The organism is Bradyrhizobium sp. LCT2 (genome assembly GCF_009931255.1).
Lineage (GTDB): Bacteria > Pseudomonadota > Alphaproteobacteria > Rhizobiales > Xanthobacteraceae > Bradyrhizobium > Bradyrhizobium diazoefficiens.
Window position 1 is genome coordinate 9132677 of record NZ_CP034432.1, and the last position, 12922, is coordinate 9145598.

Annotated in this window: 13 protein-coding genes; 6 read left to right on the forward strand and 7 right to left on the reverse strand. The window is 65.3% G+C overall.

The window, feature by feature from the left end; all coding sequences use genetic code 11:
* Nucleotides 1–81: 81 nt before the first annotated feature.
* Nucleotides 82–339 (forward strand): hypothetical protein, encoded by a 258-nt coding sequence (locus EI171_RS43125; RefSeq protein WP_028173932.1) that lies wholly within the window; start codon nt 82–84, stop codon nt 337–339.
* 88 nt (nt 340–427) lie between these two features.
* Here EI171_RS43125 and EI171_RS43130 read toward each other — a convergent pair whose 3' ends face one another.
* Both EI171_RS43130 and EI171_RS43135 read right to left on the reverse strand, forming a co-directional pair.
* On the reverse strand, nt 428–919 hold the full coding sequence (locus EI171_RS43130; RefSeq protein ID WP_060909005.1) for a transposase: 492 nt from the start codon (nt 917–919) through the stop codon (nt 428–430).
* Nucleotides 920–1078: 159 nt separating this feature from the next.
* On the reverse strand, nt 1079–2014 hold the full coding sequence (locus EI171_RS43135; RefSeq protein WP_060909006.1) for a LysR family transcriptional regulator: 936 nt from the start codon (nt 2012–2014) through the stop codon (nt 1079–1081).
* 117 nt (nt 2015–2131) lie between these two features.
* Between EI171_RS43135 and EI171_RS43140 the strand changes: the two genes are divergently transcribed.
* The 3 genes from EI171_RS43140 (at nt 2132) to wrbA (ending at nt 4367) form a co-directional block, all read left to right on the forward strand.
* The gene (locus EI171_RS43140; RefSeq protein WP_011090295.1) at nt 2132–2884 is read left to right on the forward strand and encodes an SDR family NAD(P)-dependent oxidoreductase; all 753 of its coding nucleotides are present in this window, start codon (nt 2132–2134) and stop codon (nt 2882–2884) included.
* A 37-nt stretch (nt 2885–2921) separates the two neighbouring features.
* A complete protein-coding gene (locus EI171_RS43145) occupies nt 2922–3620 on the forward strand; it encodes a pirin family protein (RefSeq protein WP_161536762.1) in 699 nt (232 codons plus the stop codon).
* Between the two features lie 147 nt (nt 3621–3767).
* Nucleotides 3768–4367, forward strand: a complete 600-nt coding sequence (gene wrbA, locus EI171_RS43150) for an NAD(P)H:quinone oxidoreductase (RefSeq protein WP_028173929.1) — start codon at nt 3768–3770, stop codon at nt 4365–4367.
* Nucleotides 4368–4657: 290 nt separating this feature from the next.
* Here the strand turns inward: wrbA and EI171_RS43155 are convergent, their stop codons facing one another.
* The 4 genes from EI171_RS43155 to EI171_RS43170 all read right to left on the reverse strand — a co-directional run bounded on the left by EI171_RS43155 (nt 4658) and on the right by EI171_RS43170 (nt 9355).
* Entirely contained in the window at nt 4658–5542 is an 885-nt protein-coding gene (locus EI171_RS43155) for a protein-L-isoaspartate O-methyltransferase (protein ID WP_161536763.1), read from the reverse strand.
* A gap of 80 nt (nt 5543–5622) precedes the next feature.
* The gene (locus EI171_RS43160) at nt 5623–6768 is read right to left on the reverse strand and encodes a GNAT family N-acetyltransferase (protein ID WP_161536764.1); all 1146 of its coding nucleotides are present in this window, start codon (nt 6766–6768) and stop codon (nt 5623–5625) included.
* Nucleotides 6769–6862: 94 nt separating this feature from the next.
* Entirely contained in the window at nt 6863–8242 is a 1380-nt protein-coding gene (locus tag EI171_RS43165) for an O-antigen ligase (RefSeq protein WP_161536765.1), read from the reverse strand.
* A 45-nt stretch (nt 8243–8287) separates the two neighbouring features.
* Nucleotides 8288–9355 carry a glycosyltransferase gene (locus EI171_RS43170; RefSeq protein ID WP_161536766.1) on the reverse strand — a complete coding sequence of 356 codons (1068 nt, stop codon included), beginning with the start codon at nt 9353–9355 and terminating at the stop codon, nt 8288–8290.
* A 239-nt stretch (nt 9356–9594) separates the two neighbouring features.
* Here EI171_RS43170 and EI171_RS43175 point away from each other — a divergent pair, with 239 nt between their 5' ends.
* Nucleotides 9595–10581, forward strand: a complete 987-nt coding sequence (locus tag EI171_RS43175) for a glycosyltransferase (protein WP_161536767.1) — start codon at nt 9595–9597, stop codon at nt 10579–10581.
* Between the two features lie 15 nt (nt 10582–10596).
* Here EI171_RS43175 and EI171_RS43180 read toward each other — a convergent pair whose 3' ends face one another.
* Nucleotides 10597–11625: a glycosyltransferase family 2 protein gene (locus tag EI171_RS43180; RefSeq protein ID WP_028173924.1), complete on the reverse strand. Its 1029-nt coding sequence runs from the start codon at nt 11623–11625 to the stop codon at nt 10597–10599.
* Nucleotides 11626–12031: 406 nt separating this feature from the next.
* Between EI171_RS43180 and EI171_RS43185 the strand changes: the two genes are divergently transcribed.
* Complete coding sequence (locus EI171_RS43185) at nt 12032–12832, forward strand: bifunctional 2-polyprenyl-6-hydroxyphenol methylase/3-demethylubiquinol 3-O-methyltransferase UbiG (RefSeq protein WP_028173923.1); 801 nt, start codon at nt 12032–12034, stop codon at nt 12830–12832.
* Nucleotides 12833–12922: the final 90 nt, after the last annotated feature.

The window sequence follows — 12922 nt, forward strand, 5'->3', positions numbered from 1 at the left end:
ACGTTTACGAAGTGCTAACCATGTTCGGTCCGGCCCGGAACGCATCCCCGGACCGGCTGTTGCCCTTCCAGGGAGTGAGTGATGCGCAATCTTCAAACCATTGACGTCGCGTTGGACGAGATGCTGGTCAATCTCGCGGCGATCGTGCTGCGGCTGTCAAAGCCCGAGGTGACGCGAACCCCGGAAGCGCGGCGCGCATTGGCGCAATCGGTCCACCAATACGCGGTCTGCGCGGCACGCTCGACGGACCCGCGCGTCCACGAATTGAAATCCGAACTGGAGGGGACGCTGAAGCCGAGCCTGCGCATCGTCGCGATCAACGGCGTGAAGGTGTCGTAGGCGAGGTGGTAGGCACGCCTCGCTTTGCCCACCTGGCGAGATCTCGTAGGGTGGGCAAAGGCGCGCTCTTCGCGCGCCGTGCCCACCATCATTCGCCGAATTGCCCCGAAATGTCCCGCATATCCCCTCCCCAATCCACGGGAAGTGTTCCTTGCTCGACATAGCGATGGAAGCTGCTGAGAGACCAATCGCGTACTCGCCTGACGAAGCCGTGCTTCACAGGATTGAAATGTATGTAATCAACGTGCCGCTCCAGATCCGCGTCGTCGCGAATGACGTGCTCCCAGTAGCGGCGCTGCCAGATGCCTTTCTCGCGCTTGAGCAGCTTACTTGCCGAGCGCTCCTGCGGTTCTAAGCCTCGTGAAAAGCCACCTTTGATCAGATTCCACCGCGACGAAAAATCGAAGTCGTGGTCGGGAAGCGACCAAATGGCATGGAGATGATCGGGCAGGATACAGATCGCGACCGTCTCGAACGGGCGGCGTTGCTGGACGGTCTGATAAATTCGCCTCAGGCGATCAACATGATCCACGAGCAGAGTGCTTGAACGATCGGCAAGCACGACCGTAAAGAAGAACATGCTGCCTTGTGCGCGCCGATATCGAGACACTTGCGATCCCCTCAGGCAAAGCCGTGGGCACGCTTCGCTTTGCCCACCCTACGGAAGCTTGCGCAGACGATAGACTAGCGAGATCTTGTAGGGTGGGCAAAGGCGCGAAGCGCCGTGCCCACCACAGGTCTATCCGGCTTTCCCGCCTTTCCTCACTCGCCGCTTGCACGTGCCCGGCAGCTTTGCCGCGAGAAAATCGGCGAGCGCTTCGACGCGTGCGGGGCGCGGGCCGCCGGGCGGCGTCACCAGGTGCACGGCGCCTTCGGCCTGCTTCCAGTCCTTCAGGATCACCTCGACCTCGCCGGAGGAGATGGCCTCGCCGACGATGAATTCGGGAAGCTCGGCGATGCCGAGGCCGGCGATCAGCGCCGGCATCACCGCTTCACCGTTGTTGACGCGGAGTTGACCGCCCGGACGCACGCTTGCCTGCTCGCCGGCGGAATTGGTGTAGTGCCAGACATTGGGCGTGGAGAGATAGGCGTAGCTGAAGCATTTGTGCTCGGCCAGATGCATCGGATGCGTCGGGCGGCCGTGACGCTTGAGGTAGGACGGCGCCGCCACCGTGAAGCGCGGCATGGTGAACAGCCGCCGCGCGATCAGCGAGGAATCCGGCAGCCGCGCGATCCGCACCGCCATGTCAAAACCCTCGCCGATCAGATCGATGGTCGCATCGCTCAGATGCAGATCGACCGAGACTTCCGGATAGGTCTCGAAGAACTCCGGCAACAGCGGCGCCACCGCCTTGATCCCGAACGTCATGGGCACGGCGAGCCGCACGAGGCCGCGCGGCGCCACCGATTGCGCCAGCGCCTCGTTCTCCGCCGCCTCGCCATCGACGAGCAGGCGCGTCGCGCGCTCGGCGAGCTTGTGCCCGGCATCGGTCAGCGCGAGCCGGCGCGAGGTGCGGTTGAACAGCCGGGCGCCGAGCCGCTCCTCCAGCCGGGTGACGGCCTTCGACACCGTCGCCTTGGACATCGCGAGCTCGCTCGCGGCCCCCGCAAACGACCGTAATTCCACGACTTTTGCGAAAATCGCGAGCGCCTCGAAATCGGGGAGTTTTGCCATGGGAGCGGGTCCGTAAGGAGTAATTCAGGAAACAATGCGTTTCAACAGTTTCTATTTCTATACCACAGGCGGAGGCTTATCCAAGCGTCATCAGAAATTCAGGAATGGAGAAATCCAATGACCAAGAAGCTCTCAGGCAAGGTTGCCCTCGTCACCGGCGGTTCGCGCGGCATCGGCGCAGCCTCAGCCCGCGCGCTCGCCGATGAAGGCGCGGATGTCGCCATCAGCTACGTCGCCTCGCCCGACAAGGCCGAAGCGGTCGTCACGGAGTTGAAGGCCAGGGGCGTCAAGGCTCGCGCTTTCAAAGCCGACCAGGCCTCGGCCAAGGACGTCACCAAGCTCGTCAACGACGTCGCCAAGGAATTCGGCCATCTCGATATCCTCGTCAACAATGCCGGCGTCGCCGCGGGCGGCGCGACCGACGATGCCAAGGCCGACACCGACGCGCTGGAACGCCAAGACCAGGTCAACGTGCATGGCGTGATCGCGGCGATCCGCGCCGCGTCGCAGCTGATGGGCGAAGGCGGCCGCATCGTCACGGTCGGCTCGATGCTGGCCGACCGCGCCTCGTTCCCCGGCCTTGCCGACTACGTCGCCACCAAGGCGGCCGTGGTCGGGTACACCAAGGGCGCGGCGCGCGACCTCGGCCCGCGCGGCATCACCGTCAACGTCGTGCAGCCCGGCTCGATCAACACCGACATGAACCCGGACGACGACCGCGACTTCGCGGAAGCCCAGCGCAAGCAGCACGCGCTCCAACGCTTCGGCCGCCCCGAGGAAGTCGCCGCCGGCGTCGTCTTCCTCGCAAGCCCGGAGGCCTCCTTCGTCACCGGCACCGTGCTCAATGTCGACGGCGGGTTTGGCGCGTAACGCCAAACCCCTCCCCTCCAGTCAGGAACCCACATCCATGATCGAACTCAGACCTTTCGCAAAGCTCGGCGGCGCCGACCACGGCTGGCTCAAGGCCAAGCATCACTTCTCCTTCGCCAGCCACTACGACCCGAACAACATGGGTCACGGCTCCTTAAGGGTGTGGAACGACGACGAGATCGCGCCGAACACGGGCTTTCCCGCCCATCCCCATGCCAACATGGAAATCATCACCTATGTGCGCGAGGGCGCGATCACCCACCAGGACAACCTCGGCAACGAGGGACGCACCGAGGCGGGCGACGTGCAGGTGATGAGCGCCGGCAGCGGCATCCGTCACTCCGAGTACAATCTCGAGCCGAGCAAGACCCGGATCTTCCAGATCTGGATCGAGCCTGTGGCGCGCGGCGGCCAGCCGACCTGGGGCTCGAAGCCGTTCCCGAAAGGGGACCGCTCCGGCAAGCTCGTCACCATCGCGAGCGGCTTCAAGGACGACACGGACGCACTGCCGATCCGCGCCGATGCGCGGGTGCTCGCCACCACGTTGAAGGCCGGCGAAAGCGCGGAGTACGAGCCGCAGAAGTCGCGGCATCTCTACCTCGTGCCCGCGGCAGGCTCGGTCGAGATCAACGGCGTGCGCGTCAACGCCCGCGACGGCGCCGCGATCCGCGAAGAGAGCAGGTTGAAGATCACGGCGCTCGAAGATTCCGAGCTCGTGCTCGTCGACGCGGCCTAGCGGCGGCGAGCTACATCATCTTCCGTCATTCCGGGATGGCGCGAAGCGCCAGACCCGGAATCTCGAGGTTCCGGGTTCGATGCTTTGCATCGCCCCGGAACGACGGAGCAATCACGAACACTCACTGATCACCCAACGGAGACCACCATGACCAAAGTTCTCGTCCTCTATTATTCCGCCTATGGCCACATCGAAGCGATGGCCAACGCCGTTGCCGAAGGCGCGCGCGAGGCCGGCGTCACCGTCGACATCAAGCGCGTGCCCGAGCTGGTTCCGGCCGAGGTCGCCAAGGCCTCGTACTACAAGGTCGACCAGGCCGCTCCGATCGCCAAGATCGAGGACCTCACCAATTACGACGCGATCATCGTCGGTACCGGCACGCGCTTCGGCCGGATGGCCTCGCAGATGGCGAACTTCCTCGACCAGGCCGGCGGGCTCTGGGCCAAGGGCGCGCTGCACGGCAAGGTCGGCGGCGCCTTCACGTCCAGCGCGACCCAGCATGGCGGCCAGGAGACGACGCTGTTCTCGATCATCACCAACCTCCTGCATTTCGGCATGGTCGTGGTCGGCATGAACTACGGCTTCGCCGGCCAGATGAAGCTCGACGAGGTCACCGGCGGCGCGCCCTACGGCGCCACCACGATCACCGGCGGTGACGGCAGCCGCCAGCCCAGCGCCAACGAGCTCGCCGGCGCGCGCTATCAGGGCCGCCAGATCGCGGAGACCGCCAGGAAACTCCATGGCTGAGCGGCACGGCTGAGCTCCACGGTTAAGCTGCGCGGTCAAAGTTGACGATCGACCGCATGGCTGATGCGACGCGGGCGGCATTCTCTTTCGGGAATGCCGCCCCATCTACGTATTCAGGGATATTTGACCAGAAGCGATACGAATGGCTTTCGAACTCTTGTTGATTGCGCAGATGATCCGCAGGCCCGCCCAGGCGCTTGCGCGGCGCTGGTATTGCCGCAGCCTGTTCCGCGCCTCGCGCGGCCGGCTTCACTGTGCAGGTTGCACGGGATCGTGAGACGGCAATCCCCCTAGGCCTGCGTGATGTCGGCGTGAGGCTGAACTGACGCCGTCGGCGTGGGCGCCGGCGCCGTCGACAGCCACCAACCCTCACCGGCGAACCAGCACGTCTCGTCGGGAGCGCCTTTCCTCCGCAACGACTGCACGCTCTCCCATCCTCTCGCGAACGCCTCAGCCAATCGCCGACCGGCCTCCACATCCTGCAATCCTGCGCAGCCTATGAATTGGGCCCGGCTGAGAAATTTCGCCGGCCAGATCGCGTCGTCGTCAGGACGCGCGATCATCAACATACCGCCGTGCATGCCTTCCGGCGCCAACGGAAACACCAGCCGCCCGCCGGGCCGTAGCGCCTCGAGCCACTCCGTGGCCGGCTGCGCCGCGCCGGCGCAGACATAGATCACATCCGCAGCCGGCAGATCGGACGCGATGCCCGAACGGTCGTGCACATCCGCATGGGCGATATCCCTGAGATTTTCGCGCGCCAGTCCTGCCAGACGCTGGTCGATCTCGTAGGCATGGACGCGGCCGCCGGGTCCGACGAGATGCGCGAGGATCGCGGTGTAGTAGCCGCTACCCGCACCGATCTGGATCACAGTCTCGCCTTCCTTCACGGCGCAGTCGCTGAGCCAATGGGCGTGCGCACCGGGCATTCCGATATTGAGGCCACGCGCGCTGTCGAGCGCCAGCAGCGTGTTCTGATAGATGAACGCGGGATCATCATCGGGCGTCACGACATAGGGATGACCGCCGAGACAGATCGACCACGGCCCGGGCCCGACGAAAGGCTCGCGCCTGACGGTCCGAAAGGCCTCCTCGATACGGGGATCCGCGGCTCTCGCCGCGGCGCAGATCAACTGCGCATAGAATGCGCGATATTTTGCCGAACGATCTTCCATGTCGCCTCCGTGAAACGGAGACGACGATAACACAACGATTGCGATATTCGAGCGACATCTGCAATCGGGGGGCGCGTGCTCTAGCGCGTTCCCTTGCCCATCGCCCGCGACGCGACAGCGGCCAGCCTGGGATGGCGGCGCAGGCCCTGCGCGGCATGGTCGCGCCATGCGTAAGGAGCGCCGCGCCAGGACAGCGCGACGCTGGCGTCGGTCAGCGCGACCTTCTCGGCGCCGAAGCGGCGCTTGTAGTCCTGGTTGCCGATGCTGAGATCGAAACGGCGCACGCCCTCCGCATGCAGCGCCGCCATGGTGCGCTCGGTGACGAGCAGTCCCGGCGAGCAGCTCGACCATGAATCGCCGGCGTGGCTGATCCGCAGCAGGAAATAGGTCGCGCCATGCCTGACGCCGAACGTGGTGGCAACGACGCCCTCGTCGCACACCAGCGCCGAGATGACGACATAACCATCCGCAACACCCTGGCGCGCGACGTCGCGATAGAATCGGGCATGCGTGTCGTCGTTGAGCACGAACCGCGAGCCGAGCTTGCGCATGCGCGCTTGCTGCTGCGCGTCCATCACGTCCAGCAGCTCAAGCGCGCGCGCGACATCCGTGGCGATCTCGAACCGCGCGCCGGCATGACGGCTGAACACGCGCCAGCAGCGCGGCATCTGCATGCGCTTGATCGAGGCCTGATAGCCGTCATAGTCGTCGCCCGTCAGCACGAGATTGCCGTTCAGCGAGCTGGATCCGATACGGCCGAGCGACACCAGCGGGTTCGGCTTGCCGCCGACATGCGCCGGCATCTTCCTCAGGCGCAGCAGGTCGAAGCGATCGGGCAAGGCGCAGAGCGCGTCGACCAGCGCCTTGCCGATCGCATCCATCGCCGCCGCATCCAACGCGGCATCGAGCGCCAGGATCGGCGCGTTGTTGTCGGAGACGCCGAGGTCGGCGAACTCGACGACGCGGATGCCGCGCCTGATATGGCTGATCATCGGCACCGCCGCGATGTCCTTGCCGGTCGCGGCATCGGAGATCACGGCGATCAGCGGCGCGAGATCGTGAAACGCCTCGTACCAGGCGCCGAGCCAGTAGCCATGCTGGAACGCGGTGCGATGGCCGGCCTTCAGGCGCAGTGCGGCCTGCCGCCAGTCACGCACGAAATCGACCGCGATTCCCGACGTGCTGGACACCCGATCATCTGGTTGCTCGACGCTGAGAAACGCCATCCGCGGGTCATACAGTGACTGAATGTTTCCAGATAGATTATGTTTTGCCGCAGTCCACAAGTGACGTCGCCGCATATCGTTAAGCGGATGCCACTTACGGCCGTTCCGGCTGCGACAAGCTGTCAGCGCGCGGCTCCGTTTGCTCGACGCACTGGAACCTGGCCAGGAAATGCAGACCGGCCGCGGCAAGCGCGAACATGAACCAGATCGGATTCTGCCGTTCGAGCAGGAAGGTCTCGGTCGTCCCGTAGTACAGGCCGAACAGCCACACGGTCAGGAACAGTTTGACCAGCGCAGCGCTGCGGTTGTGAGCCTGGGCCGACTGGAAATTACGGAGCGGCGCGAGCACGAAGACGAGGACGACGAGCAGCAAGCCCGGCAGGCCGATGGTGACCGCGAGGTCGAGATAGCTGTTGTGGCTGTGCGCGGCGGACGTCGCCCATTCGGCGCCCTGGGCGGTCTGCCGCGCCGTCACGTCGTCCCAGAAGGCCGCATAGCCGTGGCCGATGATCGGCTTTTCGGCGACGGCCGCGAGCGCGAACTCCCAGATGTCGGAACGGCCGGTGAAGGTGGGATCGAGAGGAAGCAGCCGCGTCATGGCGCCGAGCGACGGGCTCACGACGCTGCCGACCGTCAGCAGGTTCATCACGATCAGCGGGACGAAACACATGAGCCGCTTCAGCCACAGGCTTGGCGTGGCACAGACCAGCGACGCGAGGGCGTAGATCGCAAGGCACAGCACCGACGACGTCTTGCCGCCGGTGAAGATCAGGAAGATGCCCGCCAGCGCGGCGATCGCCGGTCCCATCACGAACGACCCGACGCTGCAGAGGTAAATGCCGACATAGACCAGGATGGTCATCACGGGAGATGCGACGTTCTTGTGGCCGAAACTGCCGCGCCAGTCGCCGGCAAGCTGCGGCTCGGTGACGTCGAGCGCGGTGTGGATGGAATATTGCGGCGCGAGGAAGACGCCGAGATAGCACAGCACCAGCAGCACGAGCGCGGCAGCGCCGAGGCACAGGTTGAAGCTGCGCTGCGTCGGCGGCAGCAATGGCAACAGAACGGCGAGCGACGTCACGCTGGCCGCGAGCACGAAGCGCTGCATCGAAACGCCGCGGCTCTCTGAGAAGACGATGTTGATCAGCAGCCAGCCGACGAGGCAGAGATGCAGCGGGGTCACCAGGCTCTTCAGCGCGGGCGCATCCGTGGCGGCGACGAGCAACACGGCGATTGCAGCCAGGAGGCCGAAGGAGATGTAGGTGAGCGCCATTCGCCCGCCGACGACGGTGGTGACGTCGGGATTGCGCAAATCGGGAAACGGATCGAGCGTCACCAGCACGAGGAGCAGGGCCGCAACCGCGACGAGGCAGCGCGCCGCCAGCGCGGCATTCAGACCGGCAAGCCCATCGCACAGGACGTGGCCGAACGATCGGGCCTCGACGTCGGTCATGTCAGCGGCACTGCGATCCATGGCTCAAGGCCGGCCTGGTGAACCCGGGGAAGCAAGCGACAAGTCTTAGCTCGTCCTCGTTAACCATCCGTCAACCAGAAGGCCGGACGCGTCGGACGCCTTCTGCCGCCGCGCCACGCTTCGCGCGATCTCGTAATATTGCAGCGCTCGCTGTTCCAGCGTGAGATTGTCGAGCACGAAGCCGCGCGGATCGAACGTGCCAGCGGCGCAGCCGGCCCAGAAATCGTCCCAGCCTGCCTCGAACCCGGCGGTGTCGACGAACCTCGTGCCGCAACGGTGATCCCAGTACGGCACCGACGACACCGGTTCGAACTTCACGCGATGCGGATAATAGTCGGGGTCCCGCCACGGGCCGCCAGGGTCCCAGGCGAACACCGGCACGCCGCAGGCCAGCGCCTGCTGATAGGCGATGCCCTGGCTTTCGTTCTGGCACAGGAAGATCATCGCGCGCGAGCGCGCCAGCGCGGCCTGATAGTCCTCTTCCTTGTAGCTGCCATAGCGCAGCTCGGTGAACGAGCGCCCCTCCTTGAGCAGCCGGGCGCGGACAGGCTCGATCAACTCCGGCGCATAGCGCTCGCGGTCCCAGTGGACCTTGTCGTAGATCAGCACGTCGACAGTCTTCTGCGAGGCGCGCGACGGCGCCCAGAGATCCGTGTCGATGCCGACGGGCCAGGCCTCCGTGTCGGGCCAATACGGCCGGTACATGTCGGCGTACCACTGGCCGGGCACCACGACCTTCTTCACCGGCAGGCGCTTGAACAGGTCGGGATCGTCGAGCGGATGATTGTGGGCGGCGACGCCGAGCAGGATCGGATTCTTCCACGCGAACTTGTCGAGCAGGAAGGTGCGACCGATGATGCAGGCGACTTCCTCGGGATGCTGCGCGACGTAGCCGTAGTCGTTGACGCGGTAGCGGATGCCGAGCCGATCGAGCCCCGCGCAGAGATTTAGGAACACGCGAAGCTGCCCGCTCATGCGCGGCTCGCCGAGCAGCATGCGGCGCGCCATGCGCCGCAGATGCCGGTCGCCGGGAAACCAGCGGTCGTCCTTGTCCTCGTAGAAAAGGTTGAGGACCATGTCGTCGGGATCGTAGTCGAATGTCTTTGCGGGCACTGGAATCCATCCGCGGCAGCCGAGTGCGCATTCTCGCATGGGACCGGCTGTCGCACTCTTCCAAGTTTGCGACAGGCTTAATGCCAACGGCTTAACGTTATTCTGCGAATCCGGCGTCGCGCAGGCCTTCCGAGAAACGATTTGGCCGTAATGCGGGTATCATCCGCAGCGGCCAAGGTTGCCATCGATCGCATCTGCAGATGCGCCCTGGTTAACGAATCCTTAAAGCGAGCCGCAGCTTGATCACCGCCGAAGACGTTCTCGATTTACCGGTCAGCGCACGCGTGGCGACGCAAGCGCGCCTCCCGCTGCCGGTGGGCTCGACCACATCGGTGTCCGTCGTCATTCCCGCCAAGAACGTTGCGGCCTATATCGGCGAAACCCTCGCCAGCGCGCTGGCGCAAGGCGAGGTGACCGAGGTGATCGTCGTGGACGACGGTTCGACCGACAACACCATCGCGATCGTCCGCGCCATTCGCGACCCGCGGCTGCGCCTGATGACCAACGATTCCGCCGGCGTATCGGCCGCGCGCAATCTCGGCGCGCGACATGCCAGCGGCGAGTGGCTCCTCTTCCTCGATGCCGACGACCGCCTGCGCCCCGGCGCGGTCGCGGCACTGCTGGCCGCAGCGCGCGGAGCTCCGCGCGCCGTCCTCGTCTACGGCGACTACAACACGATCGACAGCGAGGGACGGCAGGTCGGCCGGCGCGACCTCTTGAAAGGACGCCGCAAGCCCTCCGGCGACGTGCTGACGCGGCTCGCGGCCGGCAATTTCATCGTCAATGGCGGCATCGCGCTCGCGCGCGCGGAGGCCTTCCGCGCCATAGGCGGCTTCGACACCTCCCTCAGATATTGCGAGGACTGGCACTGCTGGTGCCGCCTTGCTGCAATCGGCGAGTTCGAGTTCGCACCAAAGCTTCTGCTCGACTATCGCCTGCACACGGCCAACACCATGAACGCGGCTGTGCGGACACCGCAGGATTTCTTCCCGGCGATCGCGCGGGTCTTCGACGACGGATTGATCCTGGCGAGATTGCCCGAGGGCACGGCAGCCCGGCTGCGGCAGGCGGCCGAGATTCATCTCGTCACCTATTCGGCGATGCAGGCGGTCCGCTTCGGCAGATATCGCCAGGCCTTCATCTATCTCGGGATGATCGGCCGCCGCTCGCTCACCTCGCTGCCGCGCTCCGCGCTCAGGGTTGCCCTCGCCTGCTTTGGCATCTAGTCCGCCGCCATGGCGTCAGGACACGATCTTCGAGGCCTCGTAGGGCTTCGGCTCGATGCCGAGCGCTGCCAGCAACGAGCCGAGTGCGACCATCACGGGATGCATCGCGACGACGGCTTTCGACGTCGCCAGCAGGCGGGCCGCGCGTAGTAAAGACAGCGGCAGCCGGCCGAGCATCTGCGCAAACACCCGCACCCGCGCCGCCACGCCCTGCGCGGCCTTGTACTGCACACGGTAGTTGATCGCGCCGATACGCAGACCGCGCTTTGCGATCCAGCCGAGGCTGGTGCGGCTTTGTGGCACGGTCTCGGTGATGACCGCCTCTGTCGTCCAGTGGAACGTCATGCCGGCATCGCGGCAACGCACGAAGAAGTCGCAGTCGCCGCCGCCGAGGAAGTTGAAGCGCAGATCGAAAGCCGGACTGCCGAGCCGATCGAACGCCGCACGCGTGATCAGGCAATTGCCGCAGCCATAGATCAGCGGCACCGCGCCGCTGTAGTCATAGGCAGGGCGGAAGGCGGGATGACGCGAAAGCCAGGGCTGGCTGTCATCGTCGAAGTCAGGCAGCACCGGCCCGCCGACCACATCGGCGCCGGTCGCCTCCGCGGTGCGAACCATCAGTTCGAGCCAGTCGGGCGAGGCGATCTCGTCGTCGTCGATCATCAGGAAGCGGGTCGCAGCGGGAAACAGCGCCTGCGCCGTCTCGAACGCAGCGTTGATCGCCTGACAGTTACCCTGCCGCTGCTCGACAAGGCAGATGCCCTGGAGCCGGCCGTCGGCGAGATACTCCGCGGCAACCGGCGCGCTCTCGCGCCGCGCGGCATCGTTCTCCACCATGACGACGGCGAAGGAACGCGGGGTTCGCTGGCTCGCGAGCGATTCCAGCGTCAGCCGCAGATGCTGCGGGCGGCGGAAGCAGGGAATGCAAACAACAATGCCGACCGACAGGTCGATGACGCGAGAGCTCGCCGCGATCTCCCGGTTGGGATCGCGCACGGCATCCGAGAGCCGGCTGGCGGACAGGTCTGTCGGGATCAGCGTCATGGCGTTCTAGATGCCCGAGATATGTTGAAAAAGCCCTGCGGCAATCGCATCAGCCGGTGACGTCCCGTGAGGACACAGTGCCACGGGACAGATGCGTGCCAAAGTGAACGGCCGGACCGAGGCGCGAAACGGCACCATTCCGCGGATCTCTCGACAATGCAGACCTGCCGCCATGCGCTTAACCGCTTTCGCGTGTTTTCCCTGCCAATCCATGCGCGCGTGGTACTGCAAGTCGCAGTCCATCGGCCGCGGACGGCGCGACAGGGACAATGCTGTAGTTAACGGCCATGCGCATTAACCCGACCGTAAGCACCGCGACCGGTGAAGCGTCGCGGCACCAGATTTGCTCTTCGGGCATGCGAGACTTTTCCTGTAAATTTGAGTCGAACAAGCGCGGTCAGAAAATATGAACAAGCCAGCCACGATCGATTTCGCGACAGCTACGGCGATCCAGATCCCCGCGGCCACCGCGCAAGCCCAGGCGCTGCACGATCTGGTCCCCGGCGAAGCCCGCGACAGCCTGCTCGCCGTCCACGACGTACTGCGCCGCGAACTGCCGCAGGGCCGGCTCGCCATCTATGAAGCCGGCGGCGGCTCGTGCAGCGTTCTGCCGCCGGAATTGCTGAGCCGCAGCCAGGTCACCGTCGTCGACATCGACGAGGACCAGGTCCGCAACAACACCTACGCGGACGAAGCCATCCTCGGCGACGTGCAGACCTACCGCTTCGGCCGCGAGACCTTCGATCTTGTGATCTGCTACAACGTGATCGAGCATCTGCCCAACGTCGACGCTGCGCTCCTCAATTTTCGCGACGCACTCAAGCGCGGCGGGATGATCCTGATCGGCGCGCCCAATCCGCGCTCGCTGTCCGGCGTCGTCACCAAGTACTCGCCGCACTGGTTCCACGTCTGGTTCTACCGGCACATCCGCGGCATCAGGGATGCCGGCCTGCCCGGCGAACCACCGTTCCCGACCTTCTTTCATCCGCTGGTGACGTTGCCTCGGCTCGAAGCGTTTGCGGCCGCCAATGGCCTCGAGATGACCTATCGCCGTGAGGTCGAGAGTCCGCGCTATCCCGAGATGCGCCGGCGCAAGCCGCTGTTCGCAGCTCTGGTCGATGCCGGCGCCGCAATGCTGAACGCCGTGCTCCCGCGCGGCACCGACGTTCGTCGCGGCGATTATCACGTCATCCTGCGGAAGAGCTGACAATCATGGCACGCGCGCGGTCCATCGCAGGACGAGCGAAGCCTGGCGGCCTTGCTGCGCGCGGTAACGAACCGTTAATCCCTTGGGGAC

Excerpts from the sequence above, each read along its gene's own strand:
- EI171_RS43125 (WP_028173932.1), top strand. The coding sequence starts at position 82 with ATGCGCAATCTTCAAACCATTGACGTCGCGTTGGACGAGATGCTGGTC.
- EI171_RS43130 (WP_060909005.1), bottom strand. The coding sequence starts at position 919 with ATGTTCTTCTTTACGGTCGTGCTTGCCGATCGTTCAAGCACTCTGCTC.
- EI171_RS43135 (WP_060909006.1), bottom strand. The coding sequence starts at position 2,014 with ATGGCAAAACTCCCCGATTTCGAGGCGCTCGCGATTTTCGCAAAAGTC.
- EI171_RS43140 (WP_011090295.1), top strand. The coding sequence starts at position 2,132 with ATGACCAAGAAGCTCTCAGGCAAGGTTGCCCTCGTCACCGGCGGTTCG.
- EI171_RS43145 (WP_161536762.1), top strand. The coding sequence starts at position 2,922 with ATGATCGAACTCAGACCTTTCGCAAAGCTCGGCGGCGCCGACCACGGC.
- wrbA (WP_028173929.1), top strand. The coding sequence starts at position 3,768 with ATGACCAAAGTTCTCGTCCTCTATTATTCCGCCTATGGCCACATCGAA.
- EI171_RS43155 (WP_161536763.1), bottom strand. The coding sequence starts at position 5,542 with ATGGAAGATCGTTCGGCAAAATATCGCGCATTCTATGCGCAGTTGATC.
- EI171_RS43160 (WP_161536764.1), bottom strand. The coding sequence starts at position 6,768 with ATGGCGTTTCTCAGCGTCGAGCAACCAGATGATCGGGTGTCCAGCACG.
- EI171_RS43165 (WP_161536765.1), bottom strand. The coding sequence starts at position 8,242 with ATGGATCGCAGTGCCGCTGACATGACCGACGTCGAGGCCCGATCGTTC.
- EI171_RS43180 (WP_028173924.1), bottom strand. The coding sequence starts at position 11,625 with ATGACGCTGATCCCGACAGACCTGTCCGCCAGCCGGCTCTCGGATGCC.
- EI171_RS43185 (WP_028173923.1), top strand. The coding sequence starts at position 12,032 with ATGAACAAGCCAGCCACGATCGATTTCGCGACAGCTACGGCGATCCAG.